16 protein-coding genes are annotated in these 22,500 nt (G+C 53.7%); 6 read left to right on the forward strand and 10 right to left on the reverse strand.

Translation table 11 applies throughout. The features are described from left to right. Position 1: 1 nt before the first annotated feature. Positions 2 to 988 carry an AAA family ATPase gene (locus tag ACN0UH_RS14110; RefSeq protein WP_417662651.1) on the reverse strand — a complete coding sequence of 329 codons (987 nt, stop codon included), beginning with the start codon at positions 986 to 988 and terminating at the stop codon, positions 2 to 4. A gap of 741 nt (positions 989 to 1,729) precedes the next feature. On the opposite strand from ACN0UH_RS14110, the gene ACN0UH_RS14115 reads away from it, so the two are divergent. Next, positions 1,730 to 6,580: an NAD-glutamate dehydrogenase gene (locus ACN0UH_RS14115; protein WP_417662652.1), complete on the forward strand. Its 4,851-nt coding sequence runs from the start codon at positions 1,730 to 1,732 to the stop codon at positions 6,578 to 6,580. A gap of 85 nt (positions 6,581 to 6,665) precedes the next feature. On the opposite strand, the gene ACN0UH_RS14120 is transcribed toward ACN0UH_RS14115, so the two are convergent. Further along, positions 6,666 to 7,547 (reverse strand): DUF6685 family protein, encoded by an 882-nt coding sequence (locus ACN0UH_RS14120; RefSeq protein ID WP_417662653.1) that lies wholly within the window; start codon positions 7,545 to 7,547, stop codon positions 6,666 to 6,668. A 140-nt stretch (positions 7,548 to 7,687) separates the two neighbouring features. Between ACN0UH_RS14120 and ACN0UH_RS14125 the strand changes: the two genes are divergently transcribed. Together ACN0UH_RS14125 and ACN0UH_RS14130 are read left to right on the forward strand one after the other, a co-directional pair. Beyond that, on the forward strand, positions 7,688 to 7,909 hold the full coding sequence (locus tag ACN0UH_RS14125; RefSeq protein ID WP_417662654.1) for a DUF2835 domain-containing protein: 222 nt from the start codon (positions 7,688 to 7,690) through the stop codon (positions 7,907 to 7,909). Between the two features lie 146 nt (positions 7,910 to 8,055). Next, positions 8,056 to 9,084 (forward strand): quinone-dependent dihydroorotate dehydrogenase, encoded by a 1,029-nt coding sequence (locus ACN0UH_RS14130; protein WP_417662655.1) that lies wholly within the window; start codon positions 8,056 to 8,058, stop codon positions 9,082 to 9,084. Between the two features lie 93 nt (positions 9,085 to 9,177). Here the strand turns inward: ACN0UH_RS14130 and rmf are convergent, their stop codons facing one another. Beyond that, entirely contained in the window at positions 9,178 to 9,393 is a 216-nt protein-coding gene (rmf, locus tag ACN0UH_RS14135; protein ID WP_010483083.1) for a ribosome modulation factor, read from the reverse strand. A gap of 429 nt (positions 9,394 to 9,822) precedes the next feature. On the opposite strand from rmf, the gene rlmKL reads away from it, so the two are divergent. Beyond that, positions 9,823 to 12,069 (forward strand): bifunctional 23S rRNA (guanine(2069)-N(7))-methyltransferase RlmK/23S rRNA (guanine(2445)-N(2))-methyltransferase RlmL, encoded by a 2,247-nt coding sequence (gene rlmKL, locus ACN0UH_RS14140; RefSeq protein WP_417662656.1) that lies wholly within the window; start codon positions 9,823 to 9,825, stop codon positions 12,067 to 12,069. Between the two features lie 74 nt (positions 12,070 to 12,143). On the opposite strand, the gene dacB is transcribed toward rlmKL, so the two are convergent. Continuing rightward, positions 12,144 to 13,586 (reverse strand): D-alanyl-D-alanine carboxypeptidase/D-alanyl-D-alanine-endopeptidase, encoded by a 1,443-nt coding sequence (dacB, locus tag ACN0UH_RS14145; RefSeq protein ID WP_417662657.1) that lies wholly within the window; start codon positions 13,584 to 13,586, stop codon positions 12,144 to 12,146. Between the two features lie 242 nt (positions 13,587 to 13,828). On the opposite strand from dacB, the gene ACN0UH_RS14150 reads away from it, so the two are divergent. Further along, positions 13,829 to 14,170, forward strand: coding sequence for a YggL family protein (locus ACN0UH_RS14150; RefSeq protein WP_417662658.1), 342 nt, complete (start codon positions 13,829 to 13,831; stop codon positions 14,168 to 14,170). Between the two features lie 108 nt (positions 14,171 to 14,278). On the opposite strand, the gene ACN0UH_RS14155 is transcribed toward ACN0UH_RS14150, so the two are convergent. The 6 genes from ACN0UH_RS14155 to ACN0UH_RS14180 form a co-directional block, all read right to left on the reverse strand. Beyond that, positions 14,279 to 17,236 (reverse strand): HD domain-containing phosphohydrolase, encoded by a 2,958-nt coding sequence (locus ACN0UH_RS14155; protein WP_417662659.1) that lies wholly within the window; start codon positions 17,234 to 17,236, stop codon positions 14,279 to 14,281. Positions 17,237 to 17,330: 94 nt separating this feature from the next. Then, positions 17,331 to 18,386: an FUSC family protein gene (locus tag ACN0UH_RS14160; RefSeq protein WP_417662660.1), complete on the reverse strand. Its 1,056-nt coding sequence runs from the start codon at positions 18,384 to 18,386 to the stop codon at positions 17,331 to 17,333. A 2-nt stretch (positions 18,387 to 18,388) separates the two neighbouring features. Continuing rightward, positions 18,389 to 19,720: a deoxyguanosinetriphosphate triphosphohydrolase gene (locus tag ACN0UH_RS14165; RefSeq protein ID WP_417662661.1), complete on the reverse strand. Its 1,332-nt coding sequence runs from the start codon at positions 19,718 to 19,720 to the stop codon at positions 18,389 to 18,391. A gap of 116 nt (positions 19,721 to 19,836) precedes the next feature. After that, on the reverse strand, positions 19,837 to 20,166 hold the full coding sequence (locus ACN0UH_RS14170; RefSeq protein WP_417662662.1) for a hypothetical protein: 330 nt from the start codon (positions 20,164 to 20,166) through the stop codon (positions 19,837 to 19,839). Beyond that, complete coding sequence (locus ACN0UH_RS14175) at positions 20,163 to 20,546, reverse strand: phage holin family protein (protein WP_417662663.1); 384 nt, start codon at positions 20,544 to 20,546, stop codon at positions 20,163 to 20,165. The genes ACN0UH_RS14170 and ACN0UH_RS14175 overlap by 4 nt, the downstream gene beginning before the upstream one ends. Before the next feature lie 17 nt (positions 20,547 to 20,563). Next, positions 20,564 to 20,878, reverse strand: coding sequence for a YqjD family protein (locus ACN0UH_RS14180; protein WP_339510316.1), 315 nt, complete (start codon positions 20,876 to 20,878; stop codon positions 20,564 to 20,566). A 371-nt stretch (positions 20,879 to 21,249) separates the two neighbouring features. Between ACN0UH_RS14180 and ACN0UH_RS14185 the strand changes: the two genes are divergently transcribed. Continuing rightward, entirely contained in the window at positions 21,250 to 22,458 is a 1,209-nt protein-coding gene (locus ACN0UH_RS14185) for an ammonium transporter (protein ID WP_417662664.1), read from the forward strand. The last annotated feature ends 42 nt before the right edge of the window (positions 22,459 to 22,500 follow it).

Here is a 22,500-nt window from a genome sequence, read left to right on the forward strand (position 1 = left end):
GTCAGGCGACTGCCACTACGTCGAGAATACGCTGGATGACGCGATCCTGATCAATACCGCTGGCCTCGGCCTCAAACGACAGGATGATGCGATGGCGCAGCACGTCGAACAGCACTGCCTGTACATCCTCCGGGCTGACAAAGTCACGGCCAGCAAGCCATGCATGGGCACGGGCGCAACGATCGAGTGAAATGGTGCCGCGCGGACTGGCGCCGTAGGCGATCCACTCAGCCAGCTCCGCGTCGAATTTGGCGGGCGTGCGTGAGGCCATAACCAACTGCACCAGGTATTCCTCAACAGCTTCGGCCATGTACAGGCCGAGAATCTCAGTGCGGGCGGCAAAAATAGCTTGCTGGCTCACGCGATGTTCAGGTTTGGCCTCGCCGTTGAGTGCTTCGCCACGGGCTTGCTGGAGAATCTTGCGCTCAACAGCGGCATCCGGGAAACCAATCTTTACGTGCATCAGAAACCGGTCAAGCTGGGCTTCGGGCAGTGGATAAGTGCCTTCCTGCTCAATCGGGTTCTGTGTGGCCATCACCAAGAACAGCGGTGATAAATCATAGGTGCTGCGACCAACGCTGACCTGACGCTCAGCCATCGCCTCAAGCAAGGCTGACTGAACTTTGGCTGGCGCCCGGTTAATTTCGTCTGCCAGTACCAGATTGTGGAAGATCGGTCCCTGCTGGAAGACAAAGCTACCGGTTTCCGGGCGATAAATTTCGGTGCCGGTGATGTCGGCAGGAAGGAGATCTGGGGTGAATTGTATGCGGTGGAATTGCGCTTCGATGCCTTCGGCAAGCTCTTTGATCGCTTTGGTCTTGGCCAGACCGGGCGCGCCTTCAACCAGCATGTGGCCATCGGCGAGGAGGGCAATTAGCAGCCGCTCGACGAGTTTTTCCTGGCCAAGGATCTGGCTGGAAAGAAACTGCCGCAGTTCATTCAACGCAGCTCGGTGATTCGGGCCTTTCGGGGTTTCTGTGTTTTCCAAAATACCAATCCTGTACCAATTTAGGTGTTACAGCTTGCTCAAATCGGCCCGCGTCAGTGCGAGGGCAGAACAATTTGGTAAAAGTCGCCAGCAGTGTCACCCATCCTGAATTCGAAACAACCGACGCATAATCGCATAAGAGTGCTTGGCGGCAGCGGTTGATTTTGAGCGATTCAACTCGAAACCGGAAGTAAGTTTTGCTTATCTGGTACATGGGGGCGGTTGCAGCGAAAAACAGCCCTGGATGCAGAAAAAACTGCCAGCTGACGCTTGCGACTATTAGCTGTCCAGCTGCGATTTAAGGGCTTACTCGTTGCACAGGTTTACATGTAGTGACAATTCGCCATGCCGACGTCAGGCTCTTCAATACTGTTTTCATGCGTCAGGCTTACAGAGACAAGGCTTTGAGCCAGGCTTCGCTCCGGTTCTGACAATAGCAATCCGTTTGTGAAGTCTATGTAAAACAGGGTGATTGTGGACGCAGAAGGCTGTTGGTAACCGTTCTATGGGAAAGTACGCATGCTTAGTGAAAGAAAATGTCGCAGCGTGGCAAGCGCTTTGCGGTGGTCCATCGGTAAGCTGGTCCGGAAAATGTGACCCGCGAGTCTCGACGGTCGCCAGATAAAAGGGGTGCCACCGTAATGCAACAGGCACTTCGTAGACTAACGTTACTACGTTAGGGCACTAAACCTTACTGACACTGCCTTAGTCATTTTACAAGCCAAACGGAGCATAAAAGCCATGGCGTTCTTTACGGCGGCCAGCAAAGCCGACTTTCAGCATCAACTGCAAGCGGCGTTGGCTCAGCACGTTGGTGAACAGGGGCTACCACAAATGGCCCTGTTCGCTGAGCAATTTTTCGGAATTATCGCACTTGATGAGCTGATCCAGCGTCGATTGTCTGACCTGGTTGGCTGTACATTGTCGTCCTGGCGATTGCTTGAACGTTTTGACCCTAGCGAGCCACAGGTTCGCGTCTTCAACCCTGATTATGAAAAGCACGGCTGGCAATCGACCCACACTGCCGTGGAAATTCTGCATGCTGATATCCCGTTCCTGGTTGATTCAGTGCGCATGGAATTTAACCGTCGCGGTTACAACATCCATACCCTGCAGAACAGTGTGTTCAACGTTCGCCGCAACAAGAAAGGTGAACTGCTTGAAGTCTTGCCAAAAGGCACGACCGGTTCGGATGTTACCCAAGAAGCGTTGATGTTCCTGGAGATCGATCGCTGCGCTAATAACGCAGAAATGCAGGCGCTGGCTAAATCGCTTCACGAAGTATTTGCTGAGGTACGTGCCAGCGTTAATGACTTCTTGCCGATGAAAGCCAAAGCGCAAGAGCTGCTGGGTTGGTTGAGCAAAACCAAGCTCAAGGTCGAGCCGGCAGAGCTTGAAGAAATCAAAGTATTCATGAGCTGGTTGCTCGACGATAACTTCACCTTTCTCGGCTATGAAGAGTTCACCGTTGCCGATGTTCCGGGTGGCGGTCAGATTGTGTATGACGAGAAGTCTCTGCTGGGGCTGTCCAAGGGCCTGCGCACCGGCCTGAAAAGCCAGGAACTGCACATCGAAGACGAGGCCGTAAGCTACTTGCGCGAGCCTAAGTTACTGTCGTTTGCCAAAGCCGCCGTACCAAGTCGTGTTCACCGCCCGGCTTATCCGGACTTTGTCTCTATTCGCGAGCTTGATAGCAAAGGCAAGGTGGCTAAAGAGTACCGTTTCATGGGGTTGTACACCTCTTCGGTGTACTCCGAGAGCGTGTGGGAAATTCCCTATATCCGCCGCAAAATTACCGAAATCGAGCAACGTTCGGGCTTCGACAGCAAGGCTCATCTGGGCAAAGAGCTGGCGCAAGTTCTGGAAGTGCTGCCGCGTGATGATCTGTTCCAAACTCCGGTCGATGAGCTGTTCTGTACGGCAATGTCGATCGTGCAGATCCAGGAACGCAACAAGATCCGCGTATTCTTGCGCCGCGACCCTTATGGCCGTTTCTGTTATTGCCTGGCTTATGTGCCGCGCGATGTCTACTCGACTGAAACCCGGGTGAAGATTCAGCAAGTATTGATGGAACGCCTGAACGCAACTGACTGCGAGTTCTGGACCTTCTTCTCTGAGTCCGTGCTGGCCCGTGTACAGTTTATTTTGCGGGTAGACCCGAAAAACAAATCGACCATTGATCCGGCTCGTCTTGAACAAGAAGTGATTCAAGCCTGTCGCTCGTGGAAAGACGATTACGCCAGTTTGATGATTGAGAGCCTCGGCGAAGCCCATGGCACCAACGTGCTGGCTGAGTTCCCCAAAGGATTCCCGGCCGGTTATCGCGAGCGTTTTGCGCCCCATTCGGCTGTCGTCGATATGCAGCACCTGCTTAGCCTGAGCGATGAGCGCCCATTGGTCATGAGCTTCTATCAGCCATTGGCTCACGGCGACAACCTGCTGCACTGCAAGCTTTACCATGCTGACACGCCGCTGCCGTTGTCTGATGTGCTGCCGATTCTGGAAAACCTCGGACTACGGGTGCTGGGTGAGTTCCCGTATCGGATGTTCCGCAGCGACGGTAAGGAATACTGGATTCACGACTTCGCCTTCACCTATGCCGAAGGCCTCGCCGTTGATATTCAGCAACTCAACGACACGCTGCAAGACGCTTTCGTCAATATCGTCAGCGGCAATGCCGAGAACGATGCGTTCAACCGCTTGGTGCTGACCGCAGCGATGCCGTGGCGCGATGTAGCGCTGCTGCGTGCATACGCTCGTTATCAAAAGCAAATTCGCCTGGGCTTTTCACTGAGCTATGTGGCCGCAACTCTGGTGAATCATGCGGACATTGCCAAAGAGCTGGTGCGTTTGTTCAAGACCCGCTTTTACTTGGCGCGCAAACTTACCGCTGATGATCTGGAAGAAAAGCAGCAGAAGCTTGAGCACGCCATTATCAGCGCGCTGGACAATGTTGCGGTGCTTAACGAAGACCGCATCCTGCGTCGCTACCTTGACCTGATCAAGGCAACCTTGCGCACCAACTTCTACCAGACAGATGCAAATGGTCAGAACAAGTCCTACTTCAGCTTCAAGTTGAATCCACGGGCTGTTCCGGAAATTCCTAAGCCAGTGCCAATGTTTGAAGTGTTCGTCTACTCGCCAAGGGTTGAAGGTGTGCATCTGCGCGGCGGCAAAGTCGCTCGTGGGGGCTTGCGCTGGTCCGACCGCGAGGAAGACTATCGCACCGAAGTGCTGGGTCTGGTCAAAGCTCAGCAGGTGAAGAATGCGGTCATCGTGCCGGTTGGCGCCAAAGGTGGTTTCGTACCACGTCGCCTGCCGCTACATGGAACGCGCGATGATATTCAGGCCGAGGGTATTGCCTGCTACCGCATCTTTATCAGTGGTTTGCTCGATATCACCGACAACCTCAAAGACGGTGAAGTTGTCCCGCCGCTCAATGTTGTGCGTCATGACGAAGATGATCCATATCTGGTGGTTGCGGCTGACAAAGGCACGGCCACCTTTTCCGACATCGCAAACGGCATTGCTGCCGAGTACGACTTCTGGCTGGGTGATGCCTTTGCCTCGGGCGGCTCTGCAGGTTATGACCACAAAGGGATGGGTATTACTGCTAAGGGCGCGTGGGTCTCGGTGCAGCGTCACTTTAGTGAGCGTGGCATTGATGTGCAGACCGATCCAACAACGGTAATTGGTATCGGTGACATGGCCGGTGACGTATTCGGCAACGGGATGTTGCTTTCGGATAAGTTGCAGGTTGTGGCGGCATTCAACCATTTGCACATCTTTATCGATCCAAACCCGGATGCAGCAAAAAGCTTTATCGAGCGCCGTCGCATGTTTGATCTGCCACGCTCAAGCTGGACGGACTACGACACCTCGCTGATTTCTAAGGGCGGCGGCATCTTCATGCGCAGCGCCAAGAGCATCGACATCAGCCCGGAGATGAAAGAACGCTTTGACATCAGCGCAGACAAGCTGGCACCAACCGAGTTGCTCAATGCGCTGCTTAAAGCGCCGGTTGACTTGATCTGGAACGGCGGGATTGGCACCTACGTTAAGTCGAGCAAAGAAAGCCACGCCGATGTCGGTGATAAAGCGAATGACGTGTTGCGGGTTGACGGCCGTGAGCTACGCGCCAAGGTTGTGGGCGAGGGTGGCAATCTCGGGATGACCCAACTGGGTCGTGTCGAGTTCGGCCTGCATGGCGGCTCGAGCAACACAGACTTTATTGATAACGCCGGTGGTGTGGATTGCTCCGACCACGAAGTGAATATCAAAATTCTGCTCAACGAAACCGTGACTGCAGGCGACATGACTGGCAAGCAGCGTAACAAGCTGCTAGCAGAAATGACTGACGCTGTAGGCGCGCTGGTGCTGGGTAACAACTACAAGCAGACGCAGGCACTGTCTGTGGCTGCTCGTCGTGCCCGTGAAAACGTCGGTGAGTACAAGCGCTTGATGCTGGTGCTTGAAGCGGCCGGCAAGCTGGATCGTGCGCTGGAGTTCTTGCCTTCTGATGACGAACTCAATGAGCGGACTGCCAACGGTCTGGGGCTGACTCGCCCTGAACTGTCGGTATTGATCTCTTACAGCAAGATCGACTTGAAAGAGTCGCTGCTGCTTTCGCAAGTGCCGGATGATGAGTATCTGGCGCGTGAAATGGAGAGTGCTTTCCCAGCATTGCTGGCCGACAAGTTTGGCGAGTCTATGCGTCGTCACCGTCTCAAGCGTGAAATTGTCAGCACGCAGATTGCCAACGACTTGGTCAACCACATGGGGATCACCTTCGTTCAGCGTCTGAAGGACTCCACGGGCATGAGTTCGGCCAATGTGGCGGGTGCTTATGTGATCGTACGTGATGTGTTCCATCTGCCGCGCTGGTGGAAGCAGATCGAAGCGCTTGATCATAAAGTTCCGGCAGAGCTGCAATTGCAGATGATGGACGAGCTGATGCGTCTGGGCCGTCGTGCGACTCGCTGGTTCTTGCGTAGCCGTCGTAACGATCTAGATGCTGCGCGTGATGTTGCTCACTTTGCACCACGTGTAGAGGCCTTGGCCTTGAGCTTGGACGATCTGCTTGAGGGGCCTGCTCGTGAGCAATGGTTAGCGCGCTTCCAGTCTTATGTAGAGGCGGGTGTACCAGAGGAATTGGCGCGTGTTGTTGCTGGCACAAGCCAGCTTTACACCCTGTTGCCAATCATTGAGGCTTCGGATGTGACCGGGCAAGATCCGGCGCGGGTTGCCGAGGCTTACTTTGCCATTGGTGATAGCTTGGAGCTTTCATGGTACTTGCAGCAGATCAACGGTTTGCCAGTTGAAACTAACTGGCAAGGACTGGCCCGTGAAGCCTTCCGTGATGACCTCGACTGGCAGCAGCGTGCGATCACCGTATCGGTACTGCAAATGACTAATGCACCTGCCGAAATCGAGGCGCGTGTCCAGGTCTGGGTAGAGGAACATCGCCGTATGGTCGAGCGTTGGAAGTTTATGCTGGCCGAGCTGCGTGCCGCGACCACAACCGATTACGCAATGTATGCCGTAGCTAATCGTGAGTTGATGGACCTGGCGCAAACCAGTAGCACTAGCTAAGCCATTGCTGATGTGAATAAAAAACCCGCCAAGTGCGGGTTTTTTATTGGCTGAAACCAGAGGTGTTGAAACCAGAGAGGTTCAGTCAGTTTTGAGGATGGCTAAGCTTCTGTAGATGCGCCGCCACGTCAGTGGCCCCGGCGATGAGCAAGCCTTCACCCAGCGCTGTGGCTTCAGCGGACTGTTTGGGTAACAGGAGTATTTCGGTGGCGCCAGAACGGCCGCTGAATGCGAGTCGTGAATAGGGCGCTTCGAGCAATAGCGCCATAAACCCTGCATCGCTCCACGCCGCAGCGGGCATCGCCAGCGCATGATAGTGCTGGTTCAGCTCGTTCAAACCTTCGCTGCTCAACTGATAACTCGTCATGTGCGCTGGAAGGCTGACTTCCAGTTCGCGTCGTCTGGCATAAGCAATAGCACTGGCAAATGCATCGCCATTGGCGTCGCCTGCCCAGAATATCCGGTCGCCCTGCCAACTGGCCTGTTGCAGGTTTACGATTTCGCCAGCGAGGAAGCGCGGCAAAGCGAGGCTGATGGTTTTGACGAAGTCTTTGTAGCTGATAATGCGCGCTTGGCGGCAATAGTCAGTGGCGGCCAATTGTTCGAAGCTGTTCAGCAGGGCGTGTTTGGGTGGGCAGTTGGCAAGGCCATCAACCATGCGCAGGTCAAAAGTACTTAGCGCTTGCTGCTCAACTTTAACCACTTTGAGGAGCATTGATCGTGCATGGGCTTTGTCTTCTTGCACGGGGCCGGATAAGGCGCTTCGCGGCAGGTCGAGCAGATAATGCCAAGGGATGCCTTGCTCCCAGCTAATGGTGTATTCACGCTTGGGAATATCATTGAAAGGAAGTTGCAAGGCACTGGCGCGCTCAAGGATTTGTCGTGGTCCACGACCTATAAGACCCAATCGCTGAGCGAGGGCTGTGAGACGAGAGCTGATTGTGCTGTTGGGGTCGTGCAGGGTCATAGCCAGTTACATACTCTGTGTGCGCCAGAGCAAGTGTGGCAGAGTCGCAGGCTTGCTGCACGGGGTTTACAGCCTAAAACGCCGGGCAGCTCAGGTGCGTTAAACTCTGTGTGTGTCGAAACCATCAGAAAGGGGCCTCCATGCCTAGCTTGCTACTGGATATTGCGCTATCTAGGCAGTCGCTTCAGTTGTATTACCAAGGTGATGCAAGTCGTCTGCTGCTGACCAGTCGCGAGGGGCGACGCGTTAACCTACCGATCCATCACTTGCGCCCGTTCGTAACTCACTTGGGGGTTAATGGCGTATTTGAAATCGAGTTCAATGAATTCGGCAAGCTGCTTAGTTTACGCCGATTGAGCTGACCGCCCAACCCGGCAGGCCCTACTACGTGCTTTCAATGGGCATCCCGCAGAGCTGCTGCGGTTAGAGGTTTTTGGGTCGCTAGCTGTGCGTATGGCCTGTATAATCACCGCCTTTCAAACTCTGACCAATCGAGCTGAGCCTGCCCATGTATAACTTGGCCCGCGAGCTGCTGTTTAAGCTTTCCGCTGAAACCTCCCACGAATTGTCTATTGATCTGATCGGTTCTGGTGGCCGTTTGGGCCTCAATGGCCTGTTGACCAAGGCGCCAACGAGCCTGCCGGTCAATGTCATGGGACTGCAGTTCGCTAATCCTGTAGGTCTGGCGGCGGGGCTGGATAAAAATGGCGATGCCATTGATGGTTTCGCCCAGCTGGGTTTTGGCTTTGTCGAGATTGGCACCGTGACGCCGCGTCCTCAGCCAGGTAACCCGAAGCCGCGTTTGTTTCGTCTGCCAGAGGCCGAGGGCATCATCAACCGCATGGGCTTTAACAACCATGGCGTTGATCACTTGCTGGCCCGTGTGCAAGCGGCTAAGTACAAAGGTGTGTTGGGTATCAATATCGGCAAGAATTTCGATACCCCGGTTGAGCGTGCAGTGGATGATTATCTGCTTTGCCTGGACAAGGTTTATCGCCACGCCAGTTATGTCACCGTTAATGTCAGTTCCCCAAACACGCCGGGTCTGCGCAGTCTCCAGTTCGGTGATTCGCTCAAGCAGTTGCTCGAAGCGCTGCGCCAGCGTCAGGAAGATCTGGCCCAAGTTCACGCTAAACGTGTGCCGCTGGCGATCAAAATCGCTCCAGACATGACTGATGAAGAAACTGTGGAAGTGGCCAAGGCGCTGATTGACACTGGAATGGATGCGGTCATCGCAACTAATACCACGCTCTCGCGCGATGGTATTAAAGGCCTTGAGCATGCCGATGAGGCTGGCGGATTGTCTGGCGCACCCGTACGTGAGCAAAGCACGCACATCGTTAAGGTGTTAGCCAGTGAGTTGGCAGGGCGTTTGCCGATTATTGCGGTGGGTGGCATCACTGAAGGCAAGCATGCTGCCGAGAAAATCGCGGCCGGTGCCAGCTTGGTGCAAATTTACTCAGGCTTTATTTACAAAGGCCCCGCATTGATTCGCGAAGCGGTCGATGCGATTGCTGGGTTGCCGAAAAAAGTCTGAGCCAATTAAAGGGGGGCTCCTTAAAAGGAGCCCCTTGGGCTTAGCCCGCCGCCCGATTAGGGCGTGCTTGGTTGAGTCGGTTATGTCCTGGTGTTAGCCGACAGCATGAAGTTCGTTGAGGCGATGGATTCCGGCAGTGCCTGTTAAACCGTCCCAGTTGTCTCCGCGGCCCTCTCGCCAGCCGTTTAACCAAGCTTGGCGAACTGATGCAAGGGTGAATGGACAAAGCTCTCGTGATTTACCATGAATACCGTATTGATAGCCGCGTAAAAAGGCTTTTTCTAAAGGATCACGCTTAAGTCTTCTCATAGGGTGTTGCCCTCACTTGTTGACTGTTTATGTCCTGTAGATCTCATGGTGAGATCAGGCAGAAATGGTCTGCCGTTGGAGTCCGCTGCCGGCGTCGCGAGCCTCCTGTGTTATCACCGTTGCGGAGATAACCTAGGTAGATTTCTAACCAATGCGTGAAGCCATGGGAATGATCGTTTTGTCATAAGGGCGTAACAGTTTTGATGGTATGGCCATAAGGCATCTTGACCAGACCATTCACGGATTGATTCAGCTCAGGCCACACGGGGCTTTGCTGATGCTTTACTAGTAATTTGCCATCGCGAACCAATCGCGATTGCAACTGTAATTTATTCAGACGAAGGGTCGCGCTGCGACTTTTTGTCACTTATTTTGGTTGCGCAATATTTGCTTGCCTGCCACTAACGGCGTTAGCCACTGGAAATTCTCATGTCGGATCGTTACGAACTCTTCCTTACGTGCCCAAAAGGTCTTGAAGGGTTACTCCTTGAAGAGGCCAGCACACTTGGTCTCGAAGAGGTGCGTGAACATACTTCTGCGGTGCGCGGTTTTGCTCAAATCGAGACTGCATATCGCTTGTGCCTGTGGTCTCGGTTGGCTAACCGGGTGCTGCTGGTGCTTAAGCGGTTTCCAGTGAAAGATGCCGAAAGCATGTATGAAGGCGTGCTTGAAGTTGACTGGTACGAGCACATGGAGCCCAACGGCAGCCTGGCAGTCGAGTTCAGTGGTAATGGTTCGGGCATTGATAACACCCACTTCGGCGCGCTGAAGGTCAAGGATGCGATCGTCGATAAGCTGCGCCAGAAGGACGGCACACGTCCTTCGGTGGATAAACTCAACCCTGATTTACGGATTCATCTGCGTCTTGATCGCGGCGAAGCAATTCTCTCGCTTGATCTGTCAGGGCATAGCTTGCACCAGCGCGGTTATCGTCTGCAGCAAGGTGCCGCACCACTTAAGGAAAACCTTGCAGCAGCGGTGTTGATCCGCGCTGGCTGGCCGCGTATTGCTGCTGAAGGCGGTGCGCTGGCTGACCCAATGTGTGGTGTCGGCACCTTCTTGGTCGAAGCGGCCATGATGGCGGCCGACGTGGCTCCAAACCTGACTCGCGAACAGTGGGGCTTTAGCCAATGGCTGGGCCACGTGCCAGCGATCTGGAAGAAATTGCAGACTGAAGCGCAAGAACGTGCGGACATTGGTATGGCCAAGCCGCCGCTGTGGATTCGTGGTTACGAGGCGGATCCACGTTTGATCCAGCCAGCCAAGAACAACATCGATCGTGCGGGTTTGAGCCACTGGATCAAGGTTTATCAGGGCGAGGTTGCCACCTTCGAACCGCGTCCGGATCAGAACCAAAAAGGTTTGGTCATCTGTAACCCGCCGTACGGCGAGCGTCTGGGTGACGAAGCCAGCTTGTTGTATCTCTATCAGAATCTTGGCGAGCGTCTGCGTCAGGCCTGCATGGGCTGGGAGGCAGCGGTATTTACCGGGGCGCCAGATCTGGGCAAGCGCATGGGTATCCGCAGTCACAAGCAATACGCGTTCTGGAACGGTGCCTTGCCCTGCAAGTTGCTGTTGATCAAGGTTCAGCCAGAGCAGTTTGTTACCGGTGAACGGCGTACACCTGAACAGCGCGAACGCGAGCGAGAGCAAAGTGAGCTGGAGGCCAGGGTAACCCCAGTGGTTGCGGCCAAATCCGCAACGCCTGCACCGGCTCCAGTCGAGCAGGCTCGTTTGAGCGAAGGCGGGCAGATGTTTGCCAACCGCCTGCAAAAGAATCTCAAGCAATTGAGCAAGTGGGCGCGTAAAGAAGGCATCCAATGCTATCGGTTGTATGACGCAGATATGCCTGAGTACGCGCTGGCTATCGATCTCTATGCTGACTGGGTGCATGTGCAGGAATATGCTGCGCCGCGCTCCATCGATCCCGAGAAGGCTCAGGCGCGACTGTTTGATGCGCTGGCGGCGATTCCGCAGGCGTTAAACGTCGACAAGAGCAAAGTTGTGATCAAGCGGCGTGAGCGACAGAGCGGGACCAAGCAGTACCAGCGCCAGAGCGCTCAAGGTCAGTTCATGGAAGTTACCGAGGGCGACGTTAAGCTCTTGGTCAACCTGACGGACTACCTCGATACCGGTTTGTTTCTCGATCACCGTCCACTGCGCCTGCGGATTCAACGTGAGGCGGCTGGCAAGCGTTTCCTCAACCTGTATTGCTACACCGCCACGGCTTCTGTTCATGCAGCCAAAGGCGGTGCACGCAGCACCACCAGCGTTGATTTGTCGAAGACCTATCTGGATTGGGCGCGGCGCAACCTGTCACTCAACGGCTTCTCTGACAAGAATAAGCTGGAGCAGGGCGATGTCATGGCTTGGCTGGAGGAAGATCGTAACGAATACGAACTGATCTTCATTGATCCGCCGACGTTCTCCAACTCCAAGCGTATGGAAGGTATCTTTGATATCCAGCGTGACCACGTTGCCTTGCTTGATCTGGCAATGGCGCGCCTGGCCAGTGGCGGGGTGTTGTATTTCTCCAACAACTTCCGCAAGTTCATCCTCGATGAAACATTGTCTGCGCGCTACAACGTGGAAGAGATCACGGCCTCGACCTTGGACCCGGACTTTGCCCGCAACAGCAAAATCCACCGCGCTTGGCGTATCACCGCCCGCGGCTAAGTGCTTGACTGCCTAAACCACGTAAAAGGCCACGCTAAGCGTGGCCTTTTTATTGTCGCGGGGCTAAGCGTTGTTTAGCGCGCTGGCTGCTTTTGCAGTTCCAACAGTACTCGGTCGAGCACTGATGATGCACCCCAGGGTTTTGGATCATTGATGATCGCAACGACTGCCCAAGTTTTGCCTTTATTGTCACGACTGAAGCCAGCAATCGCGCGTACGTTGTTTAGCGTACCGGTTTTGATATGTGCCTCTCCAGCCATCGGCGTGTTACGCAGGCGCCTACGCATGGTTCCGTCTTTGCCTGCCAATGGCATCGAGCTGATGAACTCAGCTGAATAAGGGCTGTTCCAGGCGGCCTGCAGAATTTTCGACATCTCGCGGGCGCTGATGCGTTCGGCACGCGACAGTCCAGAACCATTCTCCATCACCAACTGTGAGGCCGTAATGCCTTTGCGTGAGAGCCATGCACGGATTACCCGCTGGGCGGCTTTAGCATCGTCTGGGTCTGCACTGGTGCGGAACTTGGCACCAATACTCAGGAACAACTGGCGAGCCATGGTGTTGTTACTGTATTTATTGATGTCACGGATGATTTCAGTCAGATCAGGTGAATAAGCACGGCTGAGCAGACGGGCTTTGCTCGGCACCGGCGCTTGGCGATCTTTGCCATCAATGCTGCCACCTAACTCCTTCCACAGAGCGCGCACGGTGCCAGCGGCATAGTTAGGTTGGTCGAGCAGTGAGATGTAGCTCTGGGTGGTGCAACCCTCAGCTAGCTTGCCTTCAGCCGTTACTGTAAAGCCGGTTGCAGTTGGCGTTGGGGTGAAGCGAATGCCGTCGCGCCAGGAAGGGCACTTGCCGGACTTAAGCGCCGTTACCCGGTTTTCAACACGCACACCCGCAATCGGTGGCTCAGTGGTGATCTGTACCCGGCCGCTTTCGGAGTGAGCAATAAAGCGCAGTGCCTTGAAGTTGATGAGCAGCGCATCAGGCGCAACCAGATAAGGCTTATATCTGTCGCCGGAATCATCATTGAACGGCGGGAGCTGCGGCTGGATGAAATAGCTTCGGTCGAGCACCAGATCACCCGTAACGCGTTTTACACCGTTGGCCCGTAGGTCACGTAGAAGCAGCCACAGCTTCTCCATGTTCATCTTCGGGTCGCCGCCGCCTTTGAAATATAAGTTGCCCTTGAGTACGCCGTTGCTCAGCGTGCCGTCGGTGTAAAAACTGGTCGCCCACTGGTAATTGGGACCGAGCAGTTCCAGTGCGGCAAAGGTGGTGATCAACTTCATTGTGGACGCTGGGTTGACCGAAATATCAGCGTTGAAATAGGTGCTGTTGCCCGGGCCATTGAGCGGAATAGTGACTAAAGAAAGTGATTTTGGACTGACCTTGTTCGCTTTAAGTGCCTGTTCAACTTTGGTTGGAACACTGGAGTTGACGGCGGCGTACAGAGGTAAAGAAAGCGGTAATAACAAACTGACAATGGCTAACTGGCGCAGTTGTTTGAGCATGATTTACGCCCCCTGGGCGTAGCTTGAAGAGTGACTTGTAACGTGCGAGAAACCGCTACGATGTACGTTTCATACACGGTGCATTATGCAGCAAGCATGGGTTTATGCGAAATATGTGATCTGCCTTGCAGATCAATGTAGCGTTTTAAGGTAAGCCCATCATTCAATATTGCGCAGAGTTCGGGCATAAATATGCTGAAACTGCTAAAGTGCGCGGCGATATCACTTTTGAGGATTGTTTCATGGCTACTAATCGTTCCCGCCGCCTGCGCAAAAAACTCTGCGTAGATGAATTTCAGGAGCTGGGTTTTGAGCTGAACCTGAATTTTAAAGACGATTTGACCGATGAAGTCATTGACGCTTTCCTTGATCAGTTTCTGAGCCAGGCGATGGAAGGCAATGGCCTTGGTTATGTTGGCGGCGATGACTACGGTCTGGTTTGCCTTGACGAGCGCGGCTCGGTCAGCGAAGAGCAGCGCGCCAGTGTTGAAGCTTGGTTGAAAGGCCGTGATGAACTGGCTGATTTCAATGTTAGCCCATTGCTCGACGTTTGGTACCCGGAAACCCCAATCAACAAGGCCTGATGCCTTTCAGTTGGGTGCGCGCAATGCGTGCCCAATGAGTTGATTGCGGTAAGCATCGTTTAGACGGTTGCAATGCAATGCTTTGCAACTGTCTGGCTAGCTGGCCTGTTAAGCGGTGATTCCAGCTTTAGTCAGTACTTCAGCCTCATCCACCTTATCGATTTGCTCAGGGCGCATAAAGCGGTCTGCGTAGCGCTTATAGATTTTGTCATGAATAAACAGACCGAACAGATCTGGGTCGATGTGCGCGCCTTTGCACATGCCAGCCATGATGTCGATTGCTTCAGAGAGTAACTTGCCTTTCTTGTAAGGTCGGTCGACGGCAGTCAGCGCCTCGAAAATATCAGCAATCGCCATCATTCTCGCGGGCAGGCTCATCTCTTCGCGGTGTAAGCGTTTTGGATAGCCGCTGCCGTCCATTTTTTCGTGATGTCCGCCAGCGATTTCAGCTACGTCTTTCAGGTGTTTAGGGAAGGGCAAGTGATCGAGCATGAGTATGGTTTGGACGATATGGTGGTTAATGATGTAGCGCTCTTCTGCGGTCAAAGTGCCGCGCGTAATGCTCAGGTTATACAGCTCACCACGGTTGAACTTGTATTGCGGCACTTCAAGTTTGAAGCCCCAGCGATTGTTTTCAGGAAGCAATTCACTGCTTGGGCGCTCAAACAAATGTTGAGGACGATCCGCAAGCAAGCTTTCTAAAGCAGGTAAAACAGGGGCAGGGTTACGTTCCATCCGTTTGCTTTCTTCCCAAGACAGGCCGAGACGATCATCCAGGGTGCGCCACCATTTTCGCTCGGCAATGTGTTGTAAACGTTGAATATCGTCTTCGGCCATCGCTTCGCCGCCAAGGTTGCAACGCGCTACAAAACTGAATTCATCATCGAGTTTTGCCAGCGACTGATCACGCTTAGCTTCCAAAGCCGCATCGTCACAACCCAGTGCACGCGCTTGCCAATAATTGACCCAAACATCGCGTTTGAGAACCTCGAAGCGGGTACGGATCTCATGGATACGGTCGTACAGGGTTTCTAGCTTGGTCGCCTTATCAACCACGTATTCGGGGGTCGTGACCTTGCCGCAGTCATGTAGCCACGCCGCGATATGCAGGGTTTCCCATTCTTCGTCATTGGGGTTGTAATCGCGAAAGGCTGGCGCATGACTTTTGGCTGCGGCTTTAGCCAGCAGCATGGTGATTTCCGGCACGCGTTGGCAGTGACCTCCGGTGTAAGGACTTTTGGCATCGATTGCGCCAGCGATCAGTTGAATAAAGGAGTCAAGTAGCTGCTTTTGTCGGTTCAACAGGCGTTGGCTTTCAATGCACAATGCAGCGACGCCGGACACAGCTTCGACGAAAGCCACCCGTGCAGGACTTTGGAAGGCGTCATCTGCTTCGGTGCCACTGTCTTTGTGTAGCAGCACCAGTACGCCAACAGTGTCACCCTGGCGATTATGCAGGCCAGTAGCAACGATATGCGTACGGGGTGAGTTCATCGCCTGTAGCAAGTTCTGGTAATCACCCGCTTGATCGTAGCCGATTGTTGCAATGCTGCTCGAGCCGCCAGCTACCGGCTGTTTGAGCCATTCAGGCATGCTCGTATCATCGATTGCAAAACTCGCAATTTTCAAATCTTCAAGGGTCACGGGCGGGCCATCGAGGTAAAAGCCCTTGGCTTCCAAGTGCTTGCCATCTGCGTCGTTGAGGTAGATCAAGCCCGCGTGGGCTTGGCTGATCCCGGCTGTTTCTTCAAGTACACGTTCGAGTAGATTCTCAAAGCGCGTTTCAGCTGAGAGGCTGGCGGTGATCTCGAGGAAACTGAAAATGGTTTCCTTCATCCGCGCCATCGCTACAGCAAGCAAATCAATTTCCAGTACTGGAGAGTTACCGCTGGATGGATGTTTGAAGTCGAAACGGCGGATCGCTTCCGCTTCACTGACCAAGCTGCGCAGCGGTCTGACTAACAGGCGAGACAGTGCCCAGCCGAGCGGAATGCACAGTAATAAAATCCCCAGGGTGATCACCGCGCTTATCCAGCGCACCCGATGGGCATCTGCAAGTAGTTCGTCTTCTGGGGCCAGAATGGCTAAGCGCAGACCTTTGGGGCCACCCATGTCCAGCCTGATCTGAGAGACCTGCCAACTGCGATTATTGAGTTCAATAGAGCCATTATGTAAGCCTTCTGGATCGGTTTTGCTGAGGCTGGCCATCACCGGGCTGAGTTCTGCAAGATTGGCCAAGTGAGCGTTGTCGTGACCAATAATAAGTTTTGTAGTGTCTGGGTAAGCGACTGCCGAACCGTCGGGACTGTATAAAGCGACTTCGGTTGACGGTGTGATTTTATGTTTGGCCAGTGTCTGCGAAAGGTCATCGAGGGTGATATCCGCGCCAAGAACGCTGCGCTGCATGCTCATGCGTGAAACCGTGGTTCCAACATCGCCGGTGGAGAAGAACACATAAGGCTCGGTGGTGAACAACTCGTTGCTATGCATTGCTTCTTGGAACCACGGGCGTGTGCGAGCGTCGTAGGATTCGTCAGCAATATCGCGGTTGCCCAGTTGATTAAGCTTGGCATCAAAGTAGAGGTGTTCAGCTTTGGTCGCATCACCTTTGTTGCGTTCAATGCTCCAGACTTGGAATGCCGCGTTGTCTGGTGCGTTAAATATTTTCTTGAGCTTCTCACTGCGCAGTGGTCGCACCATAAAGAAGTCGCCGTCGGTATAACCTAAATACAACGAGGCAAGTTTAGGGTGATCATTCAGGGCTTGAGCAAAGACCGGCAGCATCGACAGGCGTGCGTCACGAGTTTCACCCATGTTGCGCTCATCAAGCGCTAGCAGGTTGAGCAGGTTATCAACAGGAATGTAGGTTTCTCTTAGGTCGCGATCAACTTGGTCGCTAATGCGCTCGAACAGTTGGGTGCTGCTGGAAAGAATAATGCGACTGGTTTGCTGGTAATTAAAAATGCCCAGCACGATGCCCGTACTAAGCAGCAGCAAGGTAAATAACAGGCTGATATGAACGTGGAGCGGAAAGCGCCTGTTTCCGGTGATATCACTAACTGTCATGCAGAGTTGCTCCCAACTGCGGTGATAGCAGATTGAAAGCATAGTGAACAATGAACGCTGCGCTAATAGATTTTGTAGCTATTTATCTAGCGCTTCACAAATGAGCCGAGGCTTTATTTTTTATTTTGATCACGCTCTGGCTTAGCGCATAAATCAGAATTGCCACGCCCAGCGAGATTGCTACGCCAAACATGCTATTAAACAGCCGTTGTGGTGCTAGCTGCCAGTCAAGCGAAAGGCTCTCTACGAGAACGATAAAACACATTAATAGCTGTAGCACATAAAGCCCGTAATGATGGGCTTGGAAGGTGCGACAGAAAACAATTAACGATAATGTCCCCGCGACCATCAGTATGGGGTCCTGCAAGCTGTAGCCGATCACAATCATGATTGCCGCGAGGATCAGGCTGACCAAATAAGGTATCAGCAAGCGCTTAAAGTTGTTGGGCAGCCCAAGCTGCAAGGTGCCAATCACGATCATGGTTACCCAATAACCGTGTGGCAGGTTTTCCAGGCTAACAAGTAAACCCGCCAAGCCAAATGCAAGGGTGCAGCGCAGTGCATGTAGGCGCCAGCGCTGCTCTGGCAGGCGTTTGGCGTAGCGCTTGAGTACTTTAATAATACTGATCACGCGCGGTGCTTGCGGCCACATGCGTAAGCCGTGCAAACCGCGCAGGCCAAACGCGAGCAGGGTGACCCAAAGTCCGCCAAGGATAAACAGCGTGGCAATGGCGTAGGGGTTATTCAGGTGGCTACCCGCCGTTTCACCCTGACCAAGGCACATGCACACGGCCAGGCTGGCGCCGAGTTTTCCGGCTTCGGTGCCGAAGCGCTGTAGCCAGGCCAAGATAAAACCAAATGCTGCAAACATCGCAAAACTGAGGCTTGGGTAAGCCGCGACCCAAAAACCCCAGCCAGCGCACACCGAACCGAGGAAGGTGATCAGCAGCATGCGCAACATTCCCAGCCGGTGCAGTGGGTTGATTTGCGCTGCCTGAAAGGCGCCAGCGGTTGCCCACAGAAAACCAGGATGTCCGCTGAACAAGCCCAACAGCAGTGGCAACGTACAACCCATGCCTGCGATTACCGCAGGCCCGATTGTTGGCGGCCCTGTTAGCCTTTGACGGGGGGATTTAGCTTCATCTGCCATGATTACACCGGACTTGAGCGTCCCGTCATTTCACGGGCCATTTCAGTAGCATAGCTGTCGGTCATGCCGCCGATGAAATCAATCATGCGTAAAAATGATGCGTACAGTGGTCCCTGTGGGTCAGGTGCATTATTGCCCAGTAAATCAAGAATGCGCCGATGCTTGAATGAAGGTGTGCGTCCTCCATGTTGCTCAAGTGCTGCGCCGCAAAAGGCATTGAGCAGGATTTCCAGAGTGGTGTAGGCGCCAATCTCATGCAGGGTTTTGCGTTTATCCTGAAAGATTTTTTTACGCGCCATATCTTTTGCACTTTGCACGCAACGTTTCGCCGGGCCATGCATGTGCTCGACCAGATCGCCTTGCAAGGTGCCGGCGAGCAATGCGTCGTGCTGCTCAACAAATGCGTGGGCGGCGGCATTGGTCAGGTGTTCGATGGCTTTACCGCGCAGAATTGCCAACTTGCGACGACGCGAGTCCTTCGGCCCCAGTTGGCGATAAGTCTGAGGTAAGTCGTCACCAACCAGGTCGAGTAACACGGCTTCAACTTCGCTGTATTCGAGCAGCTCCATTTCCAAGCCATCTTCGAGGTCAATCAAGCCGTAGCAGATATCATCTGCAGCCTCCATCAGGTACACCAATGGATGACGCGCCCAGCGCTGTTCTTCGATTTGCGGTAATTCTAGTTTATTGGCAATTTGCTCAAGCAGCCCAAGCTCGCTCTGGTAGCAGCCGAATTTGTGTTTCTTGTAGCCCTGCGCTTCGGCGTGGCGGGCGGTCCAGGGATACTTCAGGTAAGTGCCAAGCGTCGCGTAGGTCAGCCGGGTGCCGCCGTCGAACTGGTGGTACTCCAGTTGAGTGAGTACGCGAAAACCCTGGGCGTTGCCCTCAAAACTGAGGAAGTCACTGCGCTCTGCATCACTCATGGAGTCTAGCCAGCCACGTCCGGCTGCTTGTTGGAACCAGTGGCGAATGGCGTCTTCACCGGAGTGGCCAAACGGAGGGTTACCGATGTCGTGAGCCAAACACGCGGATTGCACGACCATGCCCAAGTCGCTGGGCTCGCACCAGTCGGGTAACTTATCGCGGATCATTTCTGCTACCCGCATACCCAACGACCGGCCGACACAGCTGACCTCAAGCGAGTGAGTCAGGCGAGTGTGAATATGATCGTTGCTCGATACCGGGTGAACTTGAGTTTTGCGGCCTAAGCGGCGGAATGCGCCTGAGAAAATTATCCGGTCATGATCCTTGTGGAATGGGCTGCGGCCGAGCTCTTCAGCGCTGTGGGAAGGTTTGCCCAATCGTTCACGGTTTAACAGTGTCTGCCAGTCCAAGGCTGCTCCTCGCCATTACGTGGCTAATGCTGCTAGCTTCAGGGTAATAGCGTCTTGCTGCAAGGGGTTAGTCAGATAAAGAGCGCTTAAAAGCCAGCAGCATCCATTGTGGCTGGCTATTGAGGTTTATCCTTTGGCGGGACACGACGCAACAACGGGAGACTGATCAGTGCAATTCTGATCCAGCGCCGCCAGTTGGTCTTTTTCAGGCCCAGGCCTGCCAAGAGCAGTGCGCCGCCCGTGATCCACAGAGATGAGCCGCCAGATAACTGTTCGCGCCATTGATTGCCAAAGCTCTTGGCTTTACGCAGCGGCTCTAACATCACTAGCGTTTCGTGACGCAATTCCTGACGATGCATTTCAAGGCGCATGCGCAGCATGGCTTTGCGCAGTTCACGGCGTGAAGCATTTACCGGCAGTTGCGGTAATGGTGGGGTCTGGTTCATGGCATCAGTTGCTCACGGTCGCGAGCAAGCTCTTCAAGACTTGCGCTGAAAGGGCTGGGTGCGTTGCGTAGATAGTTAATCAAGGTCACCAAGCTAACGATGAGTGCGACTGAGTAAAACACACACAAACCGATAATCACTGGGATGCGGTAGTCATCCCAGAAGCAGATCAACAGGGTTGCCGACAATCCTATTACCAGCAGCAAGCCAAAAACCAAGCTCAAGCTGGTGAGCAGCAGAAGGCGAACTGCGTGAGTCTGCTGCTCCTTGAGCTCTTCTCCGAACAGGGCCACATGGCCCTGCAGGAGCCCTAACAGGGCACCTGCAAATCTGCGGGGTGAAGGACTGTTCCCGGTACTGGGCTGTGATCTGGCTTCCATGTAATAGAGATGTCCGTTTAGCGTTTGGTTATCAACATACCCAGTAGCATACCAACACCGGCAGCGATACTAATAGATTGCCATGGGTGGGTTTGTACGTAGCCTTCGGTTGCGTCGACGGCAGCTTTACCGCGCTCTATAACGGCTTCTTCAGCTGAGTGCAGGGTGGAGCGTGCGCGATTCAAGCTGTTGCGAATCTGATCACGCAGTTCTTCGCCTTGATCGCCTGCGAGGTTGGCCGATTGCTGGAGCAGTGACTCAGTGTCACGTACCAGTGCCTGGAATTCGTTTAGCAGTTCATCTTGGTTCGAAGCGGTTTTTTTACGTGCCATTTCTACTCTCCTTGATGTTTTAGAACGCCTGTGTAGTTCGAGTGGCGTTTGCTGGAAGGGTTCAATCTGATATCACCCCGAGTCGGCAGGGGTTGTTTGGTATAGCGATTGCATTGTCGTGGTGCGTGGCCATGTGCTCACGCGCTTAATTGGGGCTTTCAGGCTGTCCCGCTTGGTACGTTGGTGCGAAGCTAACCCATTAATAAATAAAGACTAAGTTCGATTTAGCCAGATTCGGGCGGCGCGAAAATGAAGCCTCTGGTGAGGTTGCTTTCATGAGCAAGCAATGCTTTGTGCTTCTTGTTGGTGCGCGCATTAATAAAAAGATCCGAATTGGTGCTCTTGGTCTGTAGACGGAGTGTCACTTGCCGATGGAAAACATCAACAGTGCTGTAGAAACGCTGATTCATGGATCCAACACCCTTTTTATTCTGTTGGGTGCTGTAATGGTTTTGGCGATGCATGCCGGATTTGCCTTCCTTGAGGTGGGTACGGTACGCCAGAAAAACCAGGTTAATGCCTTATCGAAAATCCTCTCGGACTTTGCGGTTTCTGCCTTGGCCTATTTCTTTATAGGTTATTGGGTCGCCTATGGCGTGACTTTTTTTCAACCAGCAGCAGTTCTGACTGAAGGCAATGGCTATGCTTTGGTCAAATTCTTCTTTCTATTGACCTTTGCTGCGGCCATCCCGGCGATTATTTCTGGTGGCATTGCTGAGCGCGCCAAATTCGGGCCACAACTATGTGCGACTGTGTTGATTGTTGCCTTCATCTACCCGTTTTTTGAGGGCCTGATCTGGAACGGCAACTTTGGTTTTCAAGCCTGGCTTGAGGCGCAGTTTGGAGCAGCTTTTCATGATTTCGCCGGGTCCGTTGTCGTGCATGCAATGGGTGGCTGGTTAGCCTTTGGCGCGGTGATTTTATTGGGTCGCCGTGACGGTCGTTATCGCGATGGACGCTTGGTTGCGTTTGCGCCCTCCAACATCCCATTTCTAGCCTTGGGTTCCTGGGTTTTGATTATTGGCTGGTTTGGTTTCAATGTGATGAGCGCGCAAACCCTTGGCAGCGTAAGTGGCTTGGTTGCGGTTAACACCTTGATGGCGATGGTCGGCGGCACTGTTGCTGCGTTATTCGTTGGGCGCAATGACCCCGGCTTTTTGCATAACGGCCCTCTGGCTGGATTGGTTGCCGTGTGCGCAGGGTCCGACTTGATGCACCCGGTTGGGGCTTTGATGACTGGAGCTATTGCGGGAGCTTTCTTCGTCTGGGCCTTCACCGCGGCGCAGGCAAACTGGAAGATTGATGACGTGTTGGGTGTCTGGCCTTTGCATGGTTTATGCGGCGTCTGGGGCGGGATTGCTTGCGGTATATTTGGTCAGCAAGCCTTGGGCGGGCTGGGCGGTGTGAGTATGGTCAGTCAGTTGATCGGCACTGGACTTGGAGTCGCAGTGGCGTTAATTGGCGGCTTTATGGTTTACGGGTTACTGAAAACCACGATGGGCATTCGCTTGAGTCAGGAAGAGGAATATTACGGTGCTGATTTATCGATTCATAAGATCGGTGCGGTGAGTCAGGATTAGTGATTTCAAGCAATAAAAAACCCGGTTAACCCGGGTTTTTTA

The sequence above is a fragment of the Pseudomonas sp. genome (assembly GCF_048265905.1).
Lineage (GTDB): Bacteria > Pseudomonadota > Gammaproteobacteria > Pseudomonadales > Pseudomonadaceae > Aquipseudomonas.

Bases quoted from the DNA above. Each gene is read 5' to 3' on its own strand.
- ACN0UH_RS14115 (WP_417662652.1), top strand. From the start codon at position 1,730: ATGGCGTTCTTTACGGCGGCCAGCAAAGCCGACTTTCAGCATCAACTG.
- ACN0UH_RS14120 (WP_417662653.1), bottom strand. From the start codon at position 7,547: ATGACCCTGCACGACCCCAACAGCACAATCAGCTCTCGTCTCACAGCC.
- ACN0UH_RS14125 (WP_417662654.1), top strand. From the start codon at position 7,688: ATGCCTAGCTTGCTACTGGATATTGCGCTATCTAGGCAGTCGCTTCAG.
- ACN0UH_RS14130 (WP_417662655.1), top strand. From the start codon at position 8,056: ATGTATAACTTGGCCCGCGAGCTGCTGTTTAAGCTTTCCGCTGAAACC.
- rmf (WP_010483083.1), bottom strand. From the start codon at position 9,393: ATGAGAAGACTTAAGCGTGATCCTTTAGAAAAAGCCTTTTTACGCGGC.
- rlmKL (WP_417662656.1), top strand. From the start codon at position 9,823: ATGTCGGATCGTTACGAACTCTTCCTTACGTGCCCAAAAGGTCTTGAA.
- dacB (WP_417662657.1), bottom strand. From the start codon at position 13,586: ATGCTCAAACAACTGCGCCAGTTAGCCATTGTCAGTTTGTTATTACCG.
- ACN0UH_RS14150 (WP_417662658.1), top strand. From the start codon at position 13,829: ATGGCTACTAATCGTTCCCGCCGCCTGCGCAAAAAACTCTGCGTAGAT.
- ACN0UH_RS14155 (WP_417662659.1), bottom strand. From the start codon at position 17,236: ATGACAGTTAGTGATATCACCGGAAACAGGCGCTTTCCGCTCCACGTT.
- ACN0UH_RS14160 (WP_417662660.1), bottom strand. From the start codon at position 18,386: ATGGCAGATGAAGCTAAATCCCCCCGTCAAAGGCTAACAGGGCCGCCA.
- ACN0UH_RS14170 (WP_417662662.1), bottom strand. From the start codon at position 20,166: ATGAACCAGACCCCACCATTACCGCAACTGCCGGTAAATGCTTCACGC.
- ACN0UH_RS14175 (WP_417662663.1), bottom strand. From the start codon at position 20,546: ATGGAAGCCAGATCACAGCCCAGTACCGGGAACAGTCCTTCACCCCGC.
- ACN0UH_RS14180 (WP_339510316.1), bottom strand. From the start codon at position 20,878: ATGGCACGTAAAAAAACCGCTTCGAACCAAGATGAACTGCTAAACGAA.
- ACN0UH_RS14185 (WP_417662664.1), top strand. From the start codon at position 21,250: ATGGAAAACATCAACAGTGCTGTAGAAACGCTGATTCATGGATCCAAC.